The sequence below is a fragment of the Streptosporangium sp. NPDC006007 genome (assembly GCF_040614315.1).
Lineage (GTDB): Bacteria > Actinomycetota > Actinomycetes > Streptosporangiales > Streptosporangiaceae > Streptosporangium.
This window is the reverse complement of sequence record NZ_JBEXUG010000003.1, coordinates 55,237-79,357: the sequence shown is the minus strand read 5'-3', so window position 1 is coordinate 79,357 and position 24,121 is coordinate 55,237. Positions and strand designations below refer to the sequence as shown.

The window sequence follows — 24,121 nt, the reverse complement described above, 5'->3', positions numbered from 1 at the left end:
CGATGCGGGGCCGGCCCCTTTGGCGAACGTCAGCCTCACGATCATGCTGTGACCAGTGGACCGCCTCAGGGGATGAAAAAGGTTCACTGACAGTTGTCCCCAGGTTGTCATGTTTTCCACATAGCACGTCACGCCCCACGGCATTGCCGCAAACCGCTCCTACGAGCCGGTTATCACTCTGTACGGTGGACCGGAGCTCCGACCCGAGGAGAACAACGATGCGGCTCATGCTCACCGTGCTCAGCCGGCACGCCGACCGCGACGTCGTGGTCGAGGGCGACGAGACGACCACGGTGGCACGGCTCGCCGACTCACTCGCCGGACAGACCGGTGAGCGGCCGAGCAACGTGGTGCGGCTGACCCGCAGCAAGGCCCCCTACGGGCTGGGAGACGACGCCTCGGACGCCGAGCCGGCCACCCTCTGGCTGGACGGCCGCCCTCTGGACCCCTCGGCGCCCGCGCTCGGCCTGCTCCGCGACGGCGACCTCGTCACCCTCGACCGCGACCTGGCCACGGCCACGGTCACCGAGGAGCCCGGTGGCGTCGTGGAGATCCGGGTGATCGGCGGACCGGCCGCCGGGTCCGTGCACCGCCTCAGCCTGGGCGTTCACACCGTCGGATCCGACCCGGCCTGCGCGGTGGCCGTCGCCGACCCGCGACTGCCCGGCGAGGCCGCCGTGGTACGGCTCACCCCCGAGGTCATCACCGTGGAACCGGTGGCGGGAGCCGCGGGAGCCGTGCCCACGCTGGACCGCGAGCCGCTGGACGGCCCGGCGCCGTGGCCCGAGCACGCCGTGCTGACCTGCGGCACGACCGTGCTGACCCTCAGGGCCGTGGAGCCGCCCGACGCGCACCTGGACGCCCAGCCCGACGGCGGCCTCGCCTACAACCGGCCGCCCCGGCTGCGCCCTCCGGCGAGCCCGCGCCGGTTCGAGGTCCCCGCCGAGCCCAGACGCGCCGAGACCATGCGGCTCCAGCTGCTGACCGCGTTCCTGCCGGCCGCGCTCGGGGTGATCATGGCCTGGGCGTTCCACATCTGGTACTTCCTGCTGATGGCGCTGATGACACCGCTGATCATGATCGGCCAGTGGTGGAGCGACCGGCGGCACGGCCGCAAGCAGTACCGGCTGCGGATGAAGGAGTACCGGGAGCGGCTGAAGGTCTTCGAGACGGACGTGGAGCGCGCCCGCGCCGCCGACGAGGCCGAACGCCGCGCCGCCGCGCCCGACCCCGCCGAGGTGCTGCTCACCGCGACCGGCCCCCGGCGGCGGCTCTGGGAGCGCCGCGACCACGACTCGGACGCCCTCCGGCTCCGGGTGGGCCTCGCCGACCTCCCCGCGGACCTGGAGTTCGCCGCCGAGCGGACCGCCCCCGCCGACACCGCGCTGCCCGACCCGCCCAGCTGTCACGCGGTGCCGGTGGCCCTGGCCATGCGCCGCCTGGGCGTCGCCGGCCTGACCGGGCCGAGACAGGCCACCGCCGGGCCCGCCCGGTGGCTGGTCGGCCAGGCCGCCGCCCTGCACAGCCCCCGCGACCTGGCGATCGTGGTGCTGTCGGTCCACCGCGACGGGGACGAACGCTGGAACTGGGTCCGCTGGCTGCCGCACTGCGCCCCGCACGGCGGCGAGGACTGCGTGGCGCTGGTCGGCGCCGACCCGGAGGCCGCGGCCCGCCGGGTGAGCGAGCTGACCACGCTGATCGACGAACGCCTCGGCGAGGAGGACGGCCCGGCCGCCAGGCTCAGCCGCGTCCCGGCCGGCTGGGGCGACCCGGGCGGCGCCCCGGGCCAGGCGGAGTCCGCCCCGGTCTACGACGAACGCCCCTACGACGTGCTGGTCGTCCTGGACGGCGCCCAGGTCCTGCGCGCGCTGCCCGGCATGCCGCAGGTCCTCCGCCAGGGCCCCCGGGCCGGCGTCTACACCCTGGCCGTCGACGACGACCAGCGGCTGCTGCCCGAGGAGTGCGCCACCGTCGTCGACGTGGCGGCCGACGGCACCGTACGGCTCCGCGGCGGCGGCCTGGACGGTCTCGGCGAGATCCTGGCCGACCAGGTCTCGGCCTCCTGGTGCGACCGGCTCGCCCGCTCCCTGGCCCCGGTCCGCGACGTCAGCCGCGACGACGCCGGACCGGCCCTGCCCGGCGCCGCGCGGCTCCTGGACGAGCTGAGGCTCCCCTCGGTGTCGGGCCAGGCCCTCGCCGAGCGCTGGGGCCGGACCACCAAGGCGGTGATCGGCGTCGGCCCCGACGGGCCGTTCTCCGTCGACCTGCGGGTGGACGGGCCGCACGCGCTCATCGCGGGCACCACGGGGGCCGGCAAGTCGGAGCTCCTGCAGACCCTGATCTGCTCGCTCGCCGTGGCCAACCGGCCCGACGAGATGACGTTCGTGCTGATCGACTACAAGGGCGGGGCCGCCTTCAAGGAGTGCGTACGGCTCCCGCACACGGTCGGCATGGTCAGCGACCTGGACGGCCACCTGACCCAGCGGGCCCTGGCCTCCCTGGCCGCCGAGATCCGCCGGCGGGAGCGCCTGCTGCTGGCCGCCGGGGCCAAGGACATCGAGGACTACCACGAACTACGCGACGCGCAGCGGGCCCGCGCCTCCCGCGACCTGCTCGTCGCCGGGGGCGGCACGTCGGTCAGGCAGCTGCGCGGACGGGCCGAGCCCCTGGCCGCGCTCCCCCGGCTCGTGCTGGTCATCGACGAGTTCGCCGCCATGGTCAGCGAGCTGCCCGACTTCATGACCGGGCTGGTGGACATCGCCAGGCGGGGCCGCTCGCTCGGCATCCACCTCATCCTGGCCACCCAGCGGCCCGGCGGCGTGGTGACCGCCGACATCCAGGCCAACACCTCGCTGCGGATCGCGCTGCGGGTCACCGAGGCCGCCGAGTCCGCCGACGTCATCGACCGGCCGGACGCCGCGCACATCTCCAAGTCCGCCCCCGGCCGGTGCTACGTGAAGTCCGGAGCCGGCGGGGCGACGGCCGTGCAGGCCGCGAGGATCGGCGGGCGCGCCCCGGGCGGTTCGAGCGACGTCAGGGTACGGGTGACCGAGGTGGACTGGCGGTCCCTGGGGCAGCCGCTGTCCGCCACCGAGCAGGTCGCCGAGGGCTCCGTGGTCACCGACCTGTCCGCGCTCGTCGACGCCCTGGTCGAGGCGGCCCGCGTCGCCGCGGTCCCAAGGCAGCCCAGCCCCTGGCTCCCACCGCTCGACGACCTCGTGGTCGCCCCCGAGCTGGCCGGGTTCGCCGGGCCTCCCGGGCTCTCCGGTGACGCGTCGCCGTACCGGGCGGGGATCGACGAGGTGCCGCCGCTGGTCTTCGGGGTGACCGACCTGCCGTGGGCGCAGGACCGCCGGGCGCTGGCGCTGGACCTCGCGCACGGCGGGCACCTGCTCCTGGCGGGTGCCTCCCGGAGCGGCCGGTCCACCGCGCTGCGCACACTGGCGGGGGCGATCGCGGCGGGGTCGTCCCCGGAGGACGTGCACGTGCACGCGATCGACTGCGGCTCGGGGGCGCTGCTGCCGCTGGTGGCGCTGCCCCACTGCGGGGCGGTGGTGACGCGCGACCAGCTCGACCGGGTGGAACGGCTGCTGACCCGCCTGCGCGCCGAGGTCGGGCGGCGCCAGCAGCTTCTCGCCGAGGCCGGATACGCGTCGCTGGCCGAGCTGCGCGCCGCCCGCGGGGAGCCTCGGCTGCCCTGGATGGTGCTGATGCTCGACCGGTGGGAGGGGTTCGTCGCGGCGTTCGAGGGCTACGACTACGGGCGGCTGATCGAGTCGATGATGCAGCTGCTGCGGGAGGGACCGGCGGTCGGGCTCCACGCCGTGGTGACCGGCGACCGGTCGGCGCTGATCGGGCAGATCTCCACGGTCTTCGACGACCGGCTGATCCTCCGGCTGGCCGACTCCGCCGACTACGGCCTGGCCGGGCTGCCCGTCAAGGACCTGCCGGCCTCGCTCGGCCCCGGCCGCGCGCTCTCACCGGGCGAGCACGGCGTCACCGAGAGCCAGCTCGCGCTGCTCTGCGACGACCCCTCAGGGCCCGCCCAGGTCGCCGCGCTCCAGGCGTTCGCCCGTTCGGTGCCGGCCCGCTTTCCCGGGTTCACCGGGGGCCCTCCGGGTGCCGGGGCCTCCGGGACTCTCGGAGCCGCCGGGGCCTCCGGAGGCGCCGGGGCTCCCGGAGTCACCGGGGGTGCCGGGGGTGCCGGGGCGGAGTCCGGCGGGTGGGTCTGGCCCTCTGAGCCGCCGCTGCGGGTGGACCTCCTGCCGACGCGGATCACCGCCTCCCAGGCGCTGGAGCTGGCGCCGTTCTCCGAGCCCTCCTCGCCCCTGTGGGCGCTGCTCGGCGTCGGAGGCGACTCGCTGGCCCCACTCGGCGTCGACCTGCTCGCGCACGGCCCCGGCGCCGTCGTGGCGGGGCCGTCCAGATCCGGCCGCTCATCGGCGCTGCTGACCGCCGCCCGTTCCCTGCTGTCGCGCGGTACGCCGGTGGTCCTGGTCACCCCCCGCCGCAGCCCGCTCAGCACGCTGGTGGACGCTCCGGGGGTGCTGGCCGTACTCGACGCCGGGGGCGACCTGGAGGGGGCGGTCGCCGGGCAGGAGCGCTACGTGGTGATCGTCGACGACGCCGAGCTGGTCTCCGCCGACTCACCGCTCGGCATGGCCCTGGAGCAGGTGCTGCGCACCGGCCGTGACAGTGAGCACGGCCTCATCGTCGGCGGCACCACCGGGGACCTGACCACCGCCTACCGGGGCTTCGTGGCCGAGGCCCGCAAGGCGCGCACCGGCCTGCTGCTGTCGGTCCAGAGCCCCGCCGACGGCGACCTGTTCACCATCCGGCTCCCCCGCGGCGCGGTCGGCGGGCCGCCCGGGCGAGGCCTGCTGGTCACGCTGGGCGCGGTGACGGCCGTCCAGACGGCGCTGCCGGGATGACCCCGGGAGCCGGGACGCCCCTGAACGTCCCCGGCCACGGCACCGGACGACCTCGGGCGGAGAGCCGGCGCCGGAGCGCCCCCTTCAAGGGGGATAACCGCCTTTTCCCCGCTTTTCATGAAAAGGGGAAACGCCACGGCGCCGCTCCGGGCGGAATGCCGGAACGGCGCCGTGGCGAACGAGGTCTGCCGGGGTCAGCGCGTGGCGGACTCGATGTTGCCCCGGTAGGTGTTGATGACCCGGGACGCCTCCGCGAGCTCCTCCGACATGCGCTGGAAGGCCGCGCGGTAGTTCTGCCACGCCTCGGTGAAGCGCTGGGCGCCGGGACCGGTCCAGGCGGTGCCGACCTTGGCGGCCTCCCGGTCCAAGGCGGCCATGGTGGCCCTCACCTGGTCCGCCTGCTGGGTGAACTGGGTGGCCATCTGCTGCATTTCCGCGGGATTGCCGCCGAGCAAGTTCTGGCTCATGCCAGTCTCCTTCGGGATCGGTGTCGGGGGGCTCACCAAACGAAATCACGATAGGCGAGTGCATTACAGGAACACCCGGATTATGCCGAGCGGCTATGGATCTTCCCACACCTACCGACCCACTAACACTCTTCTTTCGCTGAATTTCCATGACACATGGGGTTATAGGGGCATGAGAAGCCACTGTGGTGGACAGGCGGACCCCCCGCTTTCCTGGGATGAGGGGACGCTTACACTCCGTTGGAGGTCCACCAGCCCCCAGTTCGCGTGATGAAGGGAACGAAGCCGGTGCAGAAGGTCCTGATCGCCAACCGTGGTGAGATCGCCGTCCGGATCGCCCGAGCCTGCAAGGACGCCGGGCTGACCGGCGTCGCGGTCTACTCCGACCAGGACCTGGACGCGCTGCACGTTCAGATCGCCGACGAGGCCCACGCGCTGAACGGTCACACCCCCGCCGACACCTACCTGTCCATCGGCAAACTGCTGCGGGTGGCCGCCGACAGCGGCGCCGACGCCGTCCACCCCGGCTACGGATTCCTCGCCGAGAACGCCGCCTTCGCCCAGGCGGTCATCGACGCCGGCCTGACCTGGATCGGGCCGCCGCCCGCGGCGATCACCGCGCTGGGCGACAAGGTCCAGGCCCGCCACATCGCCCAGCGGGTCGGCGCCCCCCTGGTGGCCGGCACCGCCGAACCGGTCGGCGGGGCCCAGGAGGTCGTCGACTTCGCCCGTGAGCACGGCCTGCCGATCGCGATCAAGGCCGCCTACGGCGGCGGCGGACGCGGCCTCAAGGTCGCCCGCACCCTGGAGGAGATCCCCGAGCTGTACGACAGCGCGGTGCGCGAGGCGGTGGGCGCCTTCGGCCGGGGCGAGTGCTTCGTCGAACGCTACCTCGACCGGCCCCGCCACGTGGAGACCCAGTGCCTGGCCGACGCGCACGGCCAGGTGGTGGTGGTCGGCACCCGCGACTGCTCCCTGCAGCGCCGCCACCAGAAACTCGTCGAGGAGGCCCCGGCGCCGTTCCTCACCCCGGAGCAGGAACGGCTGCTGTACGACTCCTCCAAGGCCATCCTGCGCCAGGCGGGCTACGTGGGGGCCGGGACCTGTGAGTTCCTCGTCGGACAGGACGGCACCGTCTCCTTCCTGGAGGTCAACACCCGGCTGCAGGTCGAGCACCCGGTCAGCGAGGAGACCTCCGGCCTGGACCTGGTGCGCGAGATGCTCCGCATCGCCGCCGGCGAACCCCTGGGCTACGACGACCCGCCGCTGCGCGGGCACTCCATCGAGTTCCGGATCAACGCCGAGGACGCCGGCCGGGGGTTCCTGCCCGCGCCGGGCACGATCGCGGCGATGACCCTGCCGGGCGGCCCCGGCGTGCGGGTGGACGCCGGCTACGCGGCCGGGATGACCGTACCGGACGCCTTCGACTCGCTGGTGGCCAAACTGATCGTCACCGGCGCCACCCGTTCCCAGGCGCTCCAGCGAGCCCGGCGGGCGCTGGCGGAGTTCACCGTGGAGGGCATGGCCACCGTGCTGGACTTCCACCGCGCGGTGGTCGACGACCCGGCCTTCACCGCCGAGCCGTTCGCGGTGCACACCCGGTGGATCGAGACCGAGTTCACCGGGGCGATCGCCCCGTACGCGGGGCCGCACGCCCAGCCGGGTGAGGCGGCCGAGCGGCGGCGGGTGACGGTGGAGGTGGGCGGCAAGCGCCTGGAGGTGGTGCTGCCGTCCGGCTTCGCCCCTACCGGCGCCGCCGGGGGCGCGGGTTCCGGCGCGTCCGGTGCGGGGCGCAGGGAACGGCCGGGGCGCCGAGGCTCGGCCGGCCGCGCCGTGGCCGGTGGCGACGGCCTGGTCAGTCCGATGCAGGGCACCATCGTGAAGGTGACGGCCGCCGACGGGGACGTGGTCGCGGCCGGGGACACCGTCGTGGTGCTGGAGGCGATGAAGATGGAGCAGCCGCTGACCGCGCACAAGGCCGGCACCGTGGCCGGGCTGACCGCCGCGGTCGGGCAGATCGTCACCGCCGGCGAGGCCATCTGCGACATCAAGGACGACTGACCCACCGTCCGCCCCGGGCCGCCGATAGGTGTCACCGGGCGGCGATATTTCGGTCACGCCGTAAATCCGGGGCCACCCAAGCGGCGCCGACCGGTCGCGGCCGTCTCCCGGCATGCCATCGGGGCGATATGTCCCGGTCGTACGGTGTGACCGGAACCTGCGAGGGAACCGGGGCGCCGGGACCACGGAGCCGGTACCGGGCCCGGATCAGGACCGGATACGGTCAAGGAGGGAACTCTGACGTCCACTCACTCGTCTCTCAGGACGAAGGAGGCTTTCTGCCGTGACCACCACAAAATCCGTGCCGGGTCGGTTCGGGGCCGCGTTCATCGCGTTGCTCGCCGGGCTGCTGGCCATCTTCATGATCGCGCCGGCGGCCAACGCCGCGGCGCCCGATCCCAGCACGATCTCCGCCGGGCTGAAGGACGGGGATCGCTTCTACGCCGATCCCGCGGCCAACCTGCCCGGCAACGCCGTCGACGCCATGCGCACCGCCGTCGAGCAGACCTCGTCGGTCTACCTGGCGCTGCTGCCCAAGGGCTCGGTCACCAGCAAGTCCCAGGCGACGACCCTGCTCACCTCGATCCGCAAGGACGTGGGCGGCAAGTCCACCATCCTGGTCATGAACGGCACGATTCCACTCGGCACGTCCAACATCAAGGGCGTTGACGTCGACGAGCTTCTCGGCCGCGCCAAGACGAGCCAGAGCCCGACCGACAACGTGATCAACTTCGTCAAGCTGGCGGATGACGCGGGCACCGGCGCCGGCCTCGGCTCCAACTCCGGTTCCGGCTCCTCCTCCGGTGGCGGCGGAGGTGTGCTGATCGGCATCCTGGTGCTGGCCCTCGCCGGCGGCCTGGGCATCTTCTTCTACTCCCGCAAGAAGAAGAAGGAGCGCGAGGCGCGCGAGGCCGCCGACCTGGCCGCGGTCAAGCAGACCGTGGACGAGGACGTCACCAAGTTCGGTGAGGAGATCACCGACCTGGACACCGACGTCAAGCTGCTGGGCGACGGCGCCGACCACCAGCAGGACTGGCAGCGCGCCCTCGACTCCTACGAGCGGGCCAAGACGGAGCTGACGGCGGTCAAGCGCCCCGACGAGCTCCGCGGCGTGACCACGGCGCTGGAGGAGGGGCGTTACGCCCTGGCCTGCGTGAAGGCCCGGGTGAACAACCAGCCGATTCCCCAGCGGCGCTCGCCGTGCTTCTTCAACCCGCAGCACGGCCCCTCGGTCCGCGACGTCCGCTGGGCTCCGCCCGGGGGCGCGGTGCGCGACGTGCCCGCCTGCGCGGCCGACGCCGAGGCCGTTGAACGCGGCTTCGAGCCGCAGACCCGTCAGGTCATGGTCGACGGCCACTCCCGCCCCTACTACGACGCGGGCCCGGCCTACCAGCCGTACGCCTACGGCTACTACGGCGGTTTCGGCGACGTCATGAGCGCGATGCTGGTCGGCACGATGATGGGCAGCGTGCTGAGCGGCGGCTGGGGCCACGGCGGCTACGGCGCCGGATACGAGCAGGGCGTGGCCGACGGTGGCGGCGGGGCCGACTTCGGCGGTGGAGGCGATTTCGGCGGCGGCGGCTGGGGTGACTTCGGCGGTGGAGGCGACTTCGGCGGCGGTGGTGACTTCGGCGGCGGCGACTGGTAGTCACATCGGTCACGGCTGAAACGCCGGGACGGGCGCGCTCCCCTGAGGGGACGCGCCCGTCGTCACGCCCGGCCCCATCACCCCGGAACCCCTCATACCCGGGCTCGTCGTCCCGCCTCACGGTGCTCGGACCCGCCGGACCCGAACCCGTCATGTCCGGGGCGCGAGGGGAACGGCCGGGCCGTACGGAAGTGCAAGCGTTCGTCTAGCGGGATGCAACGGTCCTCCGGCACCATCGGGACTGCTCCAAAGGAGGCTTCCGTGCGTCGTTCCATCCCCCTGACACTCGTCGCAGCGATCTTCGCGCTGTCGGGGACCATGATCTCCCCCGCCCAGGCCGCGGCGGGGCCGTGCAGGCCCGGCCAGGGCGCCGACCTGCGCGGCAAGGACTTCACCAGGGGCGCGCAGCTCCCCTACAGCCTGCGCTGCGCCGACCTGACCAAGGCGAGGCTGAGGGGCGTGGAGCTTCTCCAGAAGGATCTGACGGGAGCGATCCTGCGCGGCGCCGACCTCCGGCAGGCCAACCTGACCCAGGCCACGCTGAAATACGCCGACCTGCGCGGCGCCGATCTCAGCGAGGCCGACCTCGGCCAGATGCACGCCGACCACGCCGATCTGCGCGGTGCGATCCTGGTCGACGCCGAGGCCGGGCAGGCCGAGTTCCCGCACGCCGACCTGACCGGGGCCAAGCTGACCCGGGCCGAGCTGACCCAGGTCAACTTCACCAACGCCAAACTGATCGACGCCGACCTCAACGAGAGCAGCCCCGGCCAGCTCAAGGCGCGCAAGGCCGACTTCACCCGGGCCAAGCTCCACGAGGCCAAGATGGGGCAGTCGAACCTGGGCCACGCGACGTTCAAGGACGCCGACCTGAGAGAGGCCGTGTTCACCCAGGCCGAGCTGGACGGCGCGGACTTCACCGGCGCGCTGGTCGAGGGCGCCTCCTTCGTCCAGGCCGACGACGCGGACCTGACCGGCGCCAGGGGCACCCCGACGGGCGTCACCGGACTGCCGACCACCCCGCCCCTCGTCACCGACACCCTCACCCGCACCTCCCCCGCCGAACGGCCGTCCACCACCTCCCCCGGCGGCCTGTCCGTCGGGCTCGTCATGGTCGTGCTCAGCGCCGTGGGGCTGGCGGTCACCGTGGTGATCTGGGGAGTCAGCGCCCAGCGGCGGACCAGGCGCAACACCCGGTTCGCGCTCATGCGGCGCGGAGCCGAGGAGGACATCACCCGGCTGGGCGAGGAGATCGACCAGCTCGACTACGAGTTCCAGGTCAGCGGACGCGGCGGCATGACCGCCGACGGCGACTGGCGGCGCGCGATCGACGCCTACGAGGCGGCCAAGAACGCCCTGGCCGTGGCCAGGCGGGGTGAGGAGCTGCACTTCGTGGCGCGCGCCGTACAGGACGGCAGAAACGCCCTGGCCCGTCTCCGCACAAGATCATCCCATCGGTGAGACACCCCCGGCGGTGCGACCTCACACCCGCCGCGGGGAACGCCCGGCGGCACGCGGCGCCGGGTCAGGCGGATGATGCCTGATACGACGCTCGCCGGCGGCCGTACCCGGCGGGAAGATCAGTGGTGGCCGGTGTCGATGACGCAGAAGCGGTTGCCCTCGGGGTCGGCGAGGACGACGAAGTCGGCGTCGTCCGGATAGAGGTCCCAGTCGACGTGTTGCGCACCGAGGGAGACCAGCCGCTCCACCTCGGCCGCTTGATCGGCGGCGTCCCCGGCGTAGAGGTCGAGATGGACACGGGGGTGTTCCCGCGCGGGTGTCTCGCTGAGACCGAGCGCCAGCCGGGCGCCGGGGCCGCCGTCCGGCGGCACCAGCACCACCCAGTCGTCCTCGACCTCTCCGGCGCGCGGGACGTATCCCAGCGCTCGGCTCCAGAAGTCCAGCGCCCGCCGCAGATCCGCGACGCCCAGCACGACCGTTCCGATGCTCAGCATGCCCCGATCCTCGCAGAGACCGACGTCGGAGGCCCACGCGGAGACGGGCTTGGAGACCGGCGCGGGCGCCGGCATGGCCCGCACGTCGAACAGCACGGCGGGCGTTGCCCACCGCATCTCCAGGACAGCCTCATCGCGGCCCACGGCAGACCGAGATGGACGGCCCTCGTTTCCATCACCTTTCAGGGCGTTTCCCGGCACCTCTGGTCAAACCGGAAATCGCTACTTAAAGTGATCATGCATACCGCCTGAGATGAGGAACCGATGCGCGAGATCACCGCCACCGTCGACATCGCGGCCTCCCCCGACCACGTCTGGGACACCCTCACCGACTTCTCCCGATACGCCGAATGGAACCCCATGTTCACCGGCGGTTCCGGCACCCTGACCGCAGGCAGCCCCCTGGCCCTCCGAATGCCCTTCGGGGGCATCTCGATGACCTTCAAAACCCTCGTCCTCGCAGCCGACAGAGGCCGCCTGCTCCGCTGGCGCGGACGGCTGATCGGCCCCTCGATCTTCGAGGCCATCCACGAGTTCGCCCTCACCCCCGGCGGGAAGGGCACCACCGTGGTCCAGCGGGAGACCCTCGTGGGACGGCTGGTACCCCTCGCCGCACCGATGATCGACAAATACGAGAAGCAGGTCGTCCGCCTCAACGAGGCCCTGAGAACCCGCTGCCAGACGTGAGCTTCCCCCTGCGCGACGGACACCTCGCCTGAGTCGACTCTGTGTCGGCTCGGAAAAAGGGGTCCGTGCCTGCCCCACACCGCTGGTGTCCGGGCTACGGGAGGAAGCTTAATCTCCGGGGAGCCGAGATCCTCGGCACCGCCACACCCGCCGGGACCAGACTGGAGGACATGGGCCAGTTTTTCGGGCACGTCGGTCCCGACATGGTCCAGGCGGCCGAGCACCGGCGGCAGGTCCTCTCGGTACGGCGAACAGCAGATCGTTGGTACGACCGCCATGGCGTCCCTCAGGGATGAAGGGCGCCGTCTGGGTCGGGCGGCACGCAGCCGGCCACGGAGAGCGCCTGTACTCAGCTCTTCGACCTTGAGGGGGAAGGGGCCGGGCTCACCCCTCACACACCGAAGGTTATGCCTTGACCCTTGGCACGCCTCCCTTTCTGCCAATGGAGAAGGCGATGCGATAAACATCCGGAAGGTCGATACGGCCATCTTTGCGGCGTCGCATCACGCCCAGTTGAATGAGTTCCTCGATGAGTCCTGGATAGCGGTCGGGATATCGTGGACCGGTTCTCACCTTCTCACCCTCGACGAGACGTGTCGCCTGTCCTTGAAGCACCTCTGTCAGCCCGTGTTCAGTCCACAGGTCGATCACGCTGCTCTCATCGATCGGCACCTGCTGGCCCGCCAAGGGGTCGATGGCCGTCTGCACCCACGGCAGGTCCTCCTTGATTTCCCCCACACGAGTTGTGGACGCTGCCTGCACACCTCGTCGGATACCTTCGTGATGAATGGCGTATTCATGGGCGGCGTACTGGGCGGTGGTCTCCTCCACGGCTTTGGTCAACGCGCTGAGAAAGCTGCGTGGGCTGACCTGTTCGGCCCCGTCCATCAGATGATTGGGTAGCCAGGTGTAGGTGTGGCCTTTACGGAAGTTCGCCCCCATGTAGGGGCCGGCGATCGTTGTGAACAACTCCGACTGTTGTTGTTCGTCACCGAGAAGGGACGGCGGCGGAAGGTGCCGTCCAGGAGTGGGTTCGCCCCAGCCGGGGGTGGCCGCACGGAATCGCTCCGCCGAAGAGGAGAAATGATTGCCAAGATAGTGGAAGAGCAGTCCATACAGGTTGGGGGGCGACCACTTGAGGTCGGCAGCGTTCGAAACGAGCTTCGACGCATCCGGGAAGAACAGCAGCGCCCCGTCGAACATGTCAGGCCGAATGAAGATTTTAAACCGTATGTTGCGGGTGCTCAGGCGTAGTTCCAGGGCGACCTGAAGAATGCCGGCAACGAGTTGGTCCGCCTGACGACGGTCGCGATGGAGGTGCTCCAGGGCGTCGAAGAGAATCAGCCGCAGGACCCCGTCCACCTTGGCCCGGCGGTCGGCTTCGGCGATGGCCCGGTCTCGCATGGCGGGATGTTCCCGCACCCATTGGACGCGGTCCTTCCAGGAAGAGATGTCGTCGAGATCCGGCATGCCGAGCGCGACGAGCAATACTGTGTTCCACAGGTCCCAGGGAGCGACGCCACCGTCCACAAGGCTCCGAAGTTCCGCAGACCCCGGATAGCGCTCGGGGACATTGTCCGCGCCATAGCCCGCGTGGACCGTCATTCGGGTGAGCCGGTCGATGCGGTACTCATGAGCCGCCACTGCGCGCAACCGCTCGTCGAGCAGCGACCGAAACCAGAACGTCTTACCAACGCCACGCCCGCCCTTGACGATTGTGGCGTCCACATCCAAAGCGAGGCGGTGAGTATCCGGGGTGAACAGGGTGTTCACGGTCGGCTCGATGGTATCCGCGTCCTGTGCACTCGGTAGCGAGGCGCTGAGCAGCGCGCGGAGTTCCTCGACTCCGAGAACGGCGGTCATTACAGCCCTTCGATGATGAGGCGAGTGGCGGTGTTCAGGAATTCACCATACGCGGCCTGCACAAACGTCTGCTCGCTCCATCCCGGACTGCTCGCTCCGTCGAAGCCGACCAGGTCCAGGGTGAACAGGATCGGGATGGGAGAGTGAGGGGCGGAAGTATCCTCGGGGCTCGGGTTGAACCCGGTCGGATCATCGGCCGGTAGGTCGTCGTAGAGCACGGAGAAGCACGTCCAGGCATGATCACGAAATGTTTCCAGGTAGTCGGCGCGTCGCTTGTCTGGAACCATCGAGGCGACCATCCGCAGTTTCTCGCGGATTGCCTCTGCTTGGCCGGACATTCTCCAGGCAGTGAACAGGTCCTGGTAACCCCGCCACGTCTGGCCGCTGTCGGAGCCGAAGAGCAGCGCGAGGTCACACAGCCGGGAGATGGCAATAGCGGCGATGTCGTGAATGCCTGCTCGACTGTCGAGCAGGATGATGTCCGGTTGGCGGCTCCGCTCGGCGACAGCCGACTCACAGGCCGCCACGGCTCGCTCCAGCCGGTCGGCGAAGGTGAAGAACGCACTACCGGGCACGTCCGCGTAGACACGGTTGAGCTTGTCGACATACGCGTAAGCCCCGCCTTCCTGGCCACGGCCTCGCGCCGGGGCGACCCACAGCTCGCCGTTGCCCTCAACCGCCACACCGGACGCCCGCGCCACCAGGTCCAACCCTTCGGCATTGCCGAGGGCGAACTCGACGAGGTGGTCAACCAGACCGTACTGGGGCATGGCCTCCTCGCCGAGGAGGAGAGGACCGGAGCCCGGCGACTCCAGGTCGAGGTCGATGACAAGAACACACTGTCCCTGGTCGGCAAGGTGCTTTCCGAGCATGAACGTGGCCGTGGACCGGCCGACACCGCCCTTGAATCCGTACAGCGCGATGCGCGCGGTCCGGACGCCGGCCACCTCGGCCAAGGGCATCGTGACGTGGGCCCAGTCCTCACCCACCACGGTGTTGTCGAGCGCACGTACGCACCCTCGCCCTGAACCGCTTCCCAGCCCCGGTTCATCGACTATGCGAGGAGAGTCAAAGACGGCTTCCGCCGCAAAGAGCTCGGAGGCCAGTAACACCGTGTTCGGAGCGGCGTACCGGCCGAGACGCTCGGTCAACTCGGCACGCCATCGGGCAACGCCGTCCGCCGGCAACTCCCTGCGCCGGTCATCGAGAGCCAGGCAGAGACGCCCAAGAACATCCCGCACCAGCACGCTGTCAACACCTTCGGCCGCCACCTCACGAGCCGTGATGAGGGCAATGGGCCGAGCCTCGTCGAAACGTACGACGGCAGAGGAAGGACTCATTGGAGGACTCCGGTGATGAGCGCCTGCTGGTGCAGAGCGAGGATCTGTGCGGCCGCCGCCTTGCGCCGACTCATCATGGTCACGGTAAGCGATGGACCGCCATGTAGCGGTCGGCGACATCCCAGGCGGCGAAGGGGGTGCTGGCGGTCAACACGCCGACCAGCGTGCTACCGGACCGGCCACGGGCCAGAATCGCCACGTCAGACCAGATGTCAGGCAGGTGCCCGTACTTCTTGGCCTTGCCACTCGCGTCGAGGGTCCACGGGTAAGGTGACGGCCTACCACCAGCCCTCTGCGACGCCATGGTCGCATTCAGGTACCGCAGCAGAAGACTTTTCAGAGCACACTCCACCGAGAAGCCATAGTGATGATCGGCGCGTTCGCACGCTCGGCGCGTCCCCGGAGGAACCCGCGCGCTTGATCATTCCGCTGTGCGGGCTACGTACCGTGGTCAATCCTGGGCCTGGGCCATCAGGGAGTCGATGGCCGCCTTCGCCTCGGCGGGGGTGGCTCCTGTCGCCCCGCGCCATGTCCTGATGGCGGCGAGGCGGTCACCGGCGCGGGCCTGGGCGACCGCGAGCCTGACGTGCGGAGGCCGGCCGGGCAACAGGGCGGGGACGGGCCGGCCGCGCGGTTCGCCGCCCCGGCCGCTGGGGTCGTGCTCGGCGAGCGAGGAGTGCAACTCCTTCAGGGGGCGGCGGTCCGGCGGCGGTGCGGTGCGCACGGCGATCAGCTCCCAGCCGGGCTCCGCCTGTTCGGGATCCCGGCCGGTCCGAATGCCCAGCAGCGCCGGATCGTCGAGCAACTGGCAGACGTTGTAGACGATCTCGTACTGCATGGTCCGCACCACGTCGGTCAGATCGTCCACGTCGGCGCCGGAGGCCAGCAGCCGGTGCAGTGCGGCAGCAGTCGGGTGGTCCGGGACGCCGTCGGACGGAGTGCCGCGGAACCAGGACTCGATCCACGACGGGTGACCGTCGACGCGGGCGTCCTCATCGATCAGCAGACTCCACAGATCGGTGAGAAACAACTCGCGGCTACGGGTCGGCCACTCGTCATGACCAGGGTCTTCGGGTGATGCCACGCCGCCAGCCTGCCATGCCGGCGTTGGCCGAACACAGTCGGGCGTGACCTTGAGCTCCCCTTTGAGGCCCGCACGCCGTACTTACGCGCCGGCGTCCGAGTCGGCGGACCGGACTCCGGACTCCGCCCTCCTTTCCCCGGCGGTCCCGCCAGGGGGCGAGGGCTCAGCGGCCGGAGTCGGCCAGGTGGGCGAGGAGGAGGGCGTTGACCCGGTCGGGGGCCTCCAACTGCATCCAGTGGCCGACGTCTTCGAGGCGCTCGTAGTGCCAGGGCCCGGTGACGTGCGCGGCCGTACCGGTCATCGCCTCCTCGGTGAGGAAGCGGTCGCGGGTGCTCCACACCCCCAGGGTGGGGGCCTGGATGGGCGGCAAATCGAGGGGTGGGGCGATGAGGGTCTCGGGCCTGACGCCGGTACGGTAGATCGCCAGGGCGGCGGTGAGCGCCCGGGGGTCGCGCATGCGCTCGACGACCTCGCCGGGGTCGGGGTGCTCGGCCAGCATCTCGCGGAGGTTGCGGAAGTCGTTCTGGCTGAGCCACCGCTCGGCGATGCCGACGAACTGGAACAGCAGCATGTACCAGGACTTCTCCCGCTGCGGCAGGCCCGCGGCGGCCAGTGCGGCGGGGTGCCCCACCGACAGGCAGGTGAGGCCGGCCACCCGCTCCGGTGCCGTCATGGCGAGGATCTGCGCGAGCGCCGACCCCCAGTCGTGGCCCACCAGGTGCGCCCGGTCGATCCCGAGATGGCCGAGAACGGCGAGGAGGTCGCCGACGTACCGGTCCAGCTCGTAGTTCTCCAGCCCGGCCGGCTTGTCCGAGGCGCCGACCCCGCGCAGGTCGGGGGCGATCGTACGGTATCCGGCGGCGTTCAGCGCGGCCACCTGGTGCCGCCAGCAGGCGTGGGTGTCGGGGTAGCCGTGCACGAGCAGCACGGCGGGCCCCTCCCCGCTGACCTGCACGTGGAGACCTACGCCGTTGACGTCGACACGCATCGCGCCGCTCCGATCACATCGAACGACTCCGGGTCAGATACCGCTGGGGGTCATGGGCTGCATCAGACGGCGGGCCGCCTCGGTGATGGAGCCGGACATCGAGGGGTAGACGGCGAAGGTGTGGGCGAGCTGGTCCACGGTGAGCCGCTGCTGGACGGCCACCGAGACGGCCAGGATCAGCTCGGACGAGCTCGGTGCGACCACCACGCCGCCGAGGATGATGCCGGTGTTCGGGCGGCAGAACAGCTTCACGAAGCCGTCGTTGAAGCCCTGCATCTTGGCGCGGGCGTTGGTGGCCAGCGGCAGCTTGACGACGTTCGCCTCGACCTCACCGGCCTCGATCGCCTTCTGCGTGACGCCCACGGCGGCGATCTCCGGATCGGTGAAGATGTTGGAGGCCACGGTCGCCAGGCGGAGCGGCTGTACGGCCTCGCCGAGCGCGTGCCAGACCGCGATCCTGCCCTGCATGGCGGCGACCGAGGCGAGCATCAGCACGCCGGTGCAGTCACCGGCCGCGTACACGCCGGGCGCGGCGGTGCGGGAGACCTTGTCCACCTGGATGAAACCACCCCGGTCGAGGACGACCCCGGCCTCCTCCAGGCCGATCCCCGAGGTGTTGGGGACCATGCCGACCGTCATCAGGCAGTGGGTGCCCTCGGCGGTTCTGCCGTCCTCCAGGGTGACGACCACGCCGTCGGCGGTGCGCTTGACGGACTCGGCCCGGGAGCGGCCCATGACGTGCATTCCCCGGCGCCGGTAGACCTCCTCCAGGACCTCGGCGGCGTCGGCGTCCTCGTTGGGCATCATCAGGGCGCGCGAGGAGACGAGCGTGACCTCGGAGCCCAGCGAGCGGTAGGCGCCGGCGAACTCGGCACCGGTGACGCCGGAGCCGACCACGACGAGGTGCTCGGGCAGCTCCTCCAGGTTGTACATCTGACGCCAGGTGAGGATGCGCTCACCGTCCGGCTCGGCGGTGGGCAGGATGCGCGGGGTCGCGCCGGTCGCCACGATCACGACGTCGGCGTGGACGGTCCGGTTTCCGGCCCTGACGACCTGCGGGTCGACCAGCCTTCCGGCGGCCCGGATCACCTCCACGCCCTCGGCCGCCAGCCGGGCGGCGATGTCGGCGGACTGCGCCTGGGCCAGCTTCTTGACGCGCGTGTTGACCAGCGGCATGTCGGCGATGACGCCGCCGACCTCACCGTCGGGGCCGCCGGTGTAGTGCACGCCGAGCATGGTGGCGTCGAGAAGCGCCTGTTTACGCACCGAGGTGGCGATCAGAGTTTTCGACGGCACGCAGTCGGTGAGGACGCAGGCCCCTCCGGGGCCGTCCTGTTCGACCACGGTCACCTCTGCCCCGAGCTGCGCGGCCACCAGGGCCGCTTCATAGCCGCCGGGCCCGCCACCGATGATCACGATCCTTGTCACATGCACCATTCTCCCGCATCTGGGGACCAACCGCCTCTGGGTCTCCCGGAAAAGCACGAAAGCCGCATGCTTCCAGCGGAAATCAACACGACACCGAGGCGGAGTGAGCGTCCGGCCGATCTTGGATTATGTTGGATGCCGTGCCTGTCTACGCCGCCTACGGCAGCAACATGGACCCAAAGCAGATGGCCCAGCGGGCCCCTCATTCTCCCATGCGGGGGTCGGGCTGGCTTCAGGGCTGGCGCCTGACGTTCGGCGGGAACGACCTCGGCTGGGAGGGCGCTCTCGCCTCCATCGTCGAAGACTCCGGCGAGCAGGTGTTCGTCGTGCTCTACGACGTGCCCGAATGGGACGAGACCACTCTCGACCAGTGGGAGGGCGCGACGCGAGGGCTGTACCACAAGGTCAAACTCCGGGTGCAGACCCTGGACGGCGAGGTCGTGGCCTGGTTCTACGTGCTCGACGGCTACGAGGGCGGTCTGCCCTCCGCGCGCTACCTGGGCATCCTGGCCGAGGCCGCGGAGAAGGCCGGCGCGCCGGACGACTACGTCAAGGACCTGCGCAGCCGTCCCTGCACGTCAGGAGGCTGACCGGCATACGGTCCGCTCACCCATACCTGTCGGCCCGCACCGTCCCGTTCCAAACCACCTACGGTGGGGAAATGTCGTGATCGGTCTGGAAGCTCCCCGGCAGGATCCGGCGGGAAACGGCGAGTACGCTCGGTGAGGTGACCAACGACCCGTATGCACTCGCCACGGACGCCGCGACCGCGCTGAAGGACGCCGTCGGGGTCGCCTCCTTCGATGTCGCGCTGGTGATGGGTTCGGGCTGGGTACCGGCCGCCGACGCGATCGGCGAGACGATCGCCGAGATCACGGTAACCGACCTGCCTGGTTTCGCACCCCCCGCCGTGGCCGGCCACGCGGGCAGGATCCGCGCCGTGCGCGCCGAGTCGGGCAAGACCGCGCTCATCTTCCTCGGCCGCACCCACCTCTACGAGGGCCGGGGCCCGGAGACGGTCGTGCACGGCGTGCGAACCGCGATCAGAGCGGGGGCGGGCACGATCGTGCTGACCAACGCCGCCGGTGGGCTGCGTCCGGAGACCCAGCGGGTCGGCGAGGCGGTGCTGATCAGTGACCACATCAACCTGACCGGTGCCTGCCCGATCACCGGCGCCACCTTCGTCGACCTCACCGACGTCTACACCCCGCGCCTGCGCGACCTGGTCCGCGAGGTGGAACCGTCGATGACCGAGGGGGTCTACGTGGCCTTCCGCGGCCCGACCTACGAGACGCCCGCGGAGGTCCGCATGTGCCGGGCGCTCGGCGGCGACATGGTCGGCATGTCAACGGTGCTGGAGGCCATCGCGGCCCGCGAGGGCGGCGCCGACGTGCTCGGCCTCTCCCTGGTCACCAATCCGGGCGCCGGGCTGGTGGGCGAGCCGCTCAACCACGAGGAGGTGCTGGCGGTCGGCGGCGCCACCGCCTCGCGCATGGGCGGGCTGCTCGCCGAGGTCGTCGGCAAACTGTAACCCGGCAGGTCACTGTAGACCGGCAGGTCACGGAGGCGGCCGTCGGTCCGTCCGCCGGAACGCGGAACGTCAGGCGACCCTCCATCCGGAAGCGGACGGCCTGGGCTTCACCGGGGACACCCGAGATGAAACCGGTCATCCTGCCCCGGTGGTGGAGGAGACGGCCGGGGAGTGAGTGGGCGGTTCTCCCGCCTGAAGCGAGATCCACCTGGAGCGGGAGGGTGACGATGAGCAGCGATCTTGTACGGCTCGCACGGTCCTGGCTGGCCCAGGACCCCGACCCGGAGACCCGGGCCGAGCTGGTGGCGCTCCTGGAGAACGGCGACGACGACGCGCTGCGCGAGCGGTTCGGCGGCAAGCTTGAGTTCGGCACCGCCGGTCTCCGGGGCGAGCTGGGCGCCGGTCCCAACCGGATGAACCGGGTCACCGTCATGCGCGCCGCCGCCGGACTGGCCGAGGTGCTGGGGCCGGGCAGGCATGTCGTCATCGGTTACGACGCCCGGCACAAGTCCGACGTCTTCGCCCGCGACACCGCGGCCGTGCTCACCGGTGCCGGTCTGCGCGCGTCCGTTCTGCCCTCGCCACTGCCCACCCCGGTGCTGGCCTTCGCCGTACGGCGTCTGGGCGCCGACGCGGGGGTGACCGTCACCGCCAGCCACAACCCTCCCCGGGACAACGGCTACAAGGTCTACTGGGACGACGGCTCCCAGATCGTGCCGCCGATCGACGCGGAGATATCCGCCGCCATCGACGCCGTCGGCCCGGTCTCCGAACTGCCCCTCGGCTCGGGCTGGACCGAGTTGGGGGACGACCTCGTGGCCGCCTACCTGGCGGCGATGACGGCGCTCCCGCTCGGCGACGCCCGCGAGCTGCGGGTGGCCTACACCCCGCTGCACGGCGTGGGCGGAGCCACGTTGACCCGGGCCTTCCTCGCGGCCGGATTCGACGCCCCGGCGACCGTCGAGGCCCAGGCGGCCCCGGACCCCGACTTTCCCACCGTCGCCTTCCCCAACCCTGAGGAACCCGGCGCGATGGACCTCGCCCTTGAGCTCGCCCGGCGCGTCGGCGCGGACCTCGTGCTGGCCAACGACCCCGACGCCGACCGCTGCGCGGTGGGGGTGCCGACACCCGGCGGGGACTACCGGATGCTGACCGGCGACGAGGTGGGCGCCCTCCTCGGCGAGCACGTGATCCGGCGGACCTCCGGCGACGGACGGCTGGTGGCCACCACCATCGTCTCCTCGTCGCTCCTCGGCGCGATCGCCTCCGAGTACGGCGTGCGCCACGCGGAGACCCTCACCGGCTTCAAGTGGATCATGAAGGCCGGGGAGGGACTGGTCTTCGGGTACGAGGAGGCCCTGGGATACAGCGTCGGGTCCGAGGCCGGGCTGCCGGTCCACGACAAGGACGGCATCGGCGCCGCGCTGACCGTGGCCGGGCTGGCCGCCCAGGCCAGGCTGGACGGCCGTACCCTGCTCGACCTGCTCGACGACCAGGCCCGCCGGTACGGCCTGCACGCCACCTCCCAGCTCTCGGTCAGGGTGGACGACGTGTCGCTGATCACGGGCGCGATGGCCCGCCTCCGCGCCGCCCCGCCGGTGGAGCTCGGCGGTCGCGAGGTCGAGTCGTCCGACGACCTGAGTGAGGGCTCGGCGGACCTTCCCCCCACCGACGGGCTGCGTTACCGCCTGTCGGACGGTGCCCGCGTGGTCGTCCGCCCCTCGGGGACCGAGCCCAAGCTCAAGTGCTACCTGGAGGTCGTCGTCCCGGTCACCGGCGAGGTGCCGGCGGCCAGGGAGCGGGCCGTGAGGGCCCTTGACGCCCTGAAGGCCGACCTCTCCGCCGCCCTGGGCCTGTGACCCGTCCCGCCCCCCTGGCCCGAACCCCTCCCACCCCTGGGCCTGTGACCCATCCCGCCTCTGGGCCTGTGACCCATCCCGGCGCGCCGGGCGGAGCCTCTCCCACCGCGTCGGCCCCGCGCCCCTCAGACGGTGACGAGGAGGAGCACCACCAGGATGAGCGCGGCCAGCAGGGCGGCCAGGGCGGTGGGGGCCCAGGTGACCTTCACCCGCTCGGGTTCACCGGTCTCCGGCGCGGTGGGCTCGTGGGCGGCGGCCGTCCGTCTGACGGCCTCCGCGCGCTCGATGATCTGCTCGCCCACCCAGTCGGCGTGGGTCTTGCCGGCCAGCGCCTCGGCGGCGGCCTGCTCGCCCTTCGAACGGGCCGGCTCGGGCTGGTGGCGGCCCCTGGCGCTCACCGGACGTGCCCGGCGTGCCGCCGTCGCCCGCTCCCGGCCCGAGGCCTGCGGTGTCCAGCAGCGGACGCTCCGGCCTCCCGCCGTGATCTTGATCGAATGGGAGACCGTGACCTCCTCCACCTGCGACCACGGCACGAAGGTGTTCCTGAGCGGGTTGCGGACCAGCACGCCGTCCTCGGTGATGATGATCGCCGGGCGCAGGCAGGTGACGAAGACCAGCACGGTCAGCACAGCCAGCACGACGGCGGCGATCGCCGAGGCCGGCCCCCTGTAGCGGAGGACCAGATCCACCGTGTTGAGCGCGGCGAACACCATCCAGATCCAGCCGAGGAGCAGCGCGGCCTTCGACCGGAACACCTGTTTCAACTCGTTACTCCACTCGGGTGAACCCGCTCACGCCTGCCACTTGAGCCGCGCGAATCCGGGCTTGATGACGCCGTTGATGAGCGCCAGGCGCTCGTCGAACGGCAGGAACGCCGACTTCATGGCGTTGATGGTGAACCACTGCAGGTCTTCCCAGCCGTAGCCGAACGCCTCCGACAGTTTGGCGAACTCCTCGGAGACGGTGGTGCCGCTCATCAGCCGGTTGTCGGTGTTGACGGTGACCCGGAAGTTGAGACGGCGCAGCAGGCCGATCGGGTGCTCGGCGATGGAGGAGGCGGCCCCCGTCTGCAGGTTGGAGGTCGGGCACATCTCCAGCGGGATGCGCTTGTCACGGACATAGGCCGCCAGGCGGCCTAGCTTGGCCTCACCGTCGCCCCGCACCGTGATGTCGTCGATGATCCGGACGCCGTGGCCGAGCCGGTCGGCGCCGCACCACTGGATCGCCTGCCAGATCGACGGCAGGCCGAAGGCCTCCCCGGCGTGGATGGTGAAGTGGGCGTTCTCCCGCTGGAGGTACTCGAAGGCGTCGAGGTGGCGGGTGGGCGGGTAGCCCGCCTCGGCGCCGGCGATGTCGAAGCCCGCCACACCGACGTCACGGTAGCGGACCGCCAACTCGGCGATCTCCATGGACCTGGCCTGGTGGCGCATCGCGGTGAGCAGCGTGCCCACCCGGATGCCGCGGCCCTCGGAACCCGCCCTGAACCCCTCAAGCACGGCTTCGATGACCTCTTCGAGGCTCAGTCCCGCCGAGGTGTGCTGCTCGGGGGCGTAACGCACCTCGGCGTAGACCACGCCGTCGTCCGCCAGGTCCTGAGCGCACTCGGCGGCGACCCGGACCAGCGAGTCGCGCGTCTGCATGACGCCGACCGTGTGGGCGAAGGTCTCAAGGTAGCGCTCCAGCGAGCCGGAGTCGGCGGACTCCTGGAACCAGGCGCGCAGGGCGTCCGCGTCGGTCGTGGGCAGCCTGTCGTATCCCGACTCGCGGGCCAGCTCGACGATGGTCCCGGGCCGCAGGCCGCCGTCGAGGTGGTCGTGGAGCAGCACCTTCGGAGCCTGGCGGATCTCCTCCAGGGTGGGTGACTGGCTCATCGAGAGTCCTCTCTCTGGCGGGCGGTTCTCTGGTGGACGTTCGGCGGTGAGGCGGGAACCCCCGCGGATGATCGCGGGAACCCCTCGCACGCGAGGGGGATGTCAACATCCTAGGGTCGAGGCCCCCGTCACAGCTCGGGAGGAGCCCCGGCCGCCTCGCGACCGGCTCCCCGGCCGCTTCTCAATGCGCGGCGCCGGACACGGACCACACAGGGCGATGACGCCGGTCATCCAGGTGAGTACCCGCCGTCGCATGGCTTCGGTGGCGGGTCAGCCGTCGATTCGCGCCGGCTCGTACGACATAATGTGATAGTGGAAACTGGTTCTAATCTCATGCCAGTGGTGCGTGGCCGTCACCGGCCCATGACGTGGCGGACTGTGGGACCGGCGCTTCAGCCGCCGTCGACG

17 protein-coding genes are annotated in these 24,121 nt (G+C 71.1%); 8 read left to right on the top strand and 9 right to left on the bottom strand.

The window, feature by feature from the left end:
* The first annotated feature begins 218 nt into the window (after positions 1-218).
* Positions 219-4,931: an FtsK/SpoIIIE domain-containing protein gene (locus tag ABZ194_RS03315; RefSeq protein WP_355591701.1), complete on the top strand. Its 4,713-nt coding sequence runs from the start codon at positions 219-221 to the stop codon at positions 4,929-4,931.
* A gap of 194 nt (positions 4,932-5,125) precedes the next feature.
* Here the strand turns inward: ABZ194_RS03315 and ABZ194_RS03310 are convergent, their stop codons facing one another.
* Entirely contained in the window at positions 5,126-5,398 is a 273-nt protein-coding gene (locus ABZ194_RS03310; protein WP_184755698.1) for a WXG100 family type VII secretion target, read from the bottom strand.
* Positions 5,399-5,686: 288 nt separating this feature from the next.
* Here ABZ194_RS03310 and ABZ194_RS03305 point away from each other — a divergent pair, with 288 nt between their 5' ends.
* From ABZ194_RS03305 to ABZ194_RS03295, 3 genes are all read left to right on the top strand, one after another.
* Entirely contained in the window at positions 5,687-7,459 is a 1,773-nt protein-coding gene (locus ABZ194_RS03305) for a biotin carboxylase N-terminal domain-containing protein (protein ID WP_355592164.1), read from the top strand.
* Between the two features lie 283 nt (positions 7,460-7,742).
* Positions 7,743-9,107, top strand: a complete 1,365-nt coding sequence (locus ABZ194_RS03300) for a hypothetical protein (protein ID WP_355591696.1) — start codon at positions 7,743-7,745, stop codon at positions 9,105-9,107.
* A 261-nt stretch (positions 9,108-9,368) separates the two neighbouring features.
* Complete coding sequence (locus ABZ194_RS03295; protein ID WP_355591693.1) at positions 9,369-10,568, top strand: pentapeptide repeat-containing protein; 1,200 nt, start codon at positions 9,369-9,371, stop codon at positions 10,566-10,568.
* Positions 10,569-10,687: 119 nt separating this feature from the next.
* Here the strand turns inward: ABZ194_RS03295 and ABZ194_RS03290 are convergent, their stop codons facing one another.
* Positions 10,688-11,179, bottom strand: a complete 492-nt coding sequence (locus ABZ194_RS03290) for a VOC family protein (RefSeq protein WP_355591690.1) — start codon at positions 11,177-11,179, stop codon at positions 10,688-10,690.
* 147 nt (positions 11,180-11,326) lie between these two features.
* Between ABZ194_RS03290 and ABZ194_RS03285 the strand changes: the two genes are divergently transcribed.
* The gene (locus tag ABZ194_RS03285; protein WP_355591687.1) at positions 11,327-11,749 is read left to right on the top strand and encodes an SRPBCC domain-containing protein; all 423 of its coding nucleotides are present in this window, start codon (positions 11,327-11,329) and stop codon (positions 11,747-11,749) included.
* A gap of 405 nt (positions 11,750-12,154) precedes the next feature.
* Here the strand turns inward: ABZ194_RS03285 and ABZ194_RS03280 are convergent, their stop codons facing one another.
* From ABZ194_RS03280 to ABZ194_RS03260, 5 genes are all read right to left on the bottom strand, one after another.
* On the bottom strand, positions 12,155-13,612 hold the full coding sequence (locus ABZ194_RS03280; RefSeq protein ID WP_355591684.1) for a hypothetical protein: 1,458 nt from the start codon (positions 13,610-13,612) through the stop codon (positions 12,155-12,157).
* Complete coding sequence (locus ABZ194_RS03275; protein ID WP_355591682.1) at positions 13,612-14,952, bottom strand: AAA family ATPase; 1,341 nt, start codon at positions 14,950-14,952, stop codon at positions 13,612-13,614. The genes ABZ194_RS03280 and ABZ194_RS03275 overlap by 1 nt, the downstream gene beginning before the upstream one ends.
* Positions 14,953-15,403: 451 nt before the next feature.
* Positions 15,404-16,036 (bottom strand): hypothetical protein, encoded by a 633-nt coding sequence (locus tag ABZ194_RS03270; RefSeq protein ID WP_355591679.1) that lies wholly within the window; start codon positions 16,034-16,036, stop codon positions 15,404-15,406.
* A 163-nt stretch (positions 16,037-16,199) separates the two neighbouring features.
* On the bottom strand, positions 16,200-17,024 hold the full coding sequence (locus ABZ194_RS03265; protein WP_355591676.1) for an alpha/beta fold hydrolase: 825 nt from the start codon (positions 17,022-17,024) through the stop codon (positions 16,200-16,202).
* A gap of 33 nt (positions 17,025-17,057) precedes the next feature.
* Positions 17,058-18,452, bottom strand: a complete 1,395-nt coding sequence (locus ABZ194_RS03260) for an NAD(P)H-quinone dehydrogenase (protein WP_355591673.1) — start codon at positions 18,450-18,452, stop codon at positions 17,058-17,060.
* A 140-nt stretch (positions 18,453-18,592) separates the two neighbouring features.
* Between ABZ194_RS03260 and ABZ194_RS03255 the strand changes: the two genes are divergently transcribed.
* The 3 genes from ABZ194_RS03255 to ABZ194_RS03245 all read left to right on the top strand — a co-directional run bounded on the left by ABZ194_RS03255 (position 18,593) and on the right by ABZ194_RS03245 (position 21,842).
* A complete protein-coding gene (locus ABZ194_RS03255; RefSeq protein WP_355591670.1) occupies positions 18,593-19,042 on the top strand; it encodes a gamma-glutamylcyclotransferase in 450 nt (149 codons plus the stop codon).
* A gap of 137 nt (positions 19,043-19,179) precedes the next feature.
* Positions 19,180-19,983 (top strand): purine-nucleoside phosphorylase, encoded by an 804-nt coding sequence (locus ABZ194_RS03250; RefSeq protein WP_355591667.1) that lies wholly within the window; start codon positions 19,180-19,182, stop codon positions 19,981-19,983.
* A 227-nt stretch (positions 19,984-20,210) separates the two neighbouring features.
* Positions 20,211-21,842 carry a phospho-sugar mutase gene (locus ABZ194_RS03245; RefSeq protein WP_355591665.1) on the top strand — a complete coding sequence of 544 codons (1,632 nt, stop codon included), beginning with the start codon at positions 20,211-20,213 and terminating at the stop codon, positions 21,840-21,842.
* Between the two features lie 125 nt (positions 21,843-21,967).
* On the opposite strand, the gene ABZ194_RS03240 is transcribed toward ABZ194_RS03245, so the two are convergent.
* Together ABZ194_RS03240 and ABZ194_RS03235 are read right to left on the bottom strand one after the other, a co-directional pair.
* Positions 21,968-22,597, bottom strand: a complete 630-nt coding sequence (locus ABZ194_RS03240; RefSeq protein ID WP_355592162.1) for a PH domain-containing protein — start codon at positions 22,595-22,597, stop codon at positions 21,968-21,970.
* Between the two features lie 36 nt (positions 22,598-22,633).
* Complete coding sequence (locus tag ABZ194_RS03235) at positions 22,634-23,713, bottom strand: adenosine deaminase (RefSeq protein ID WP_355591664.1); 1,080 nt, start codon at positions 23,711-23,713, stop codon at positions 22,634-22,636.
* Between the last annotated feature and the right edge of the window lie 408 nt (positions 23,714-24,121).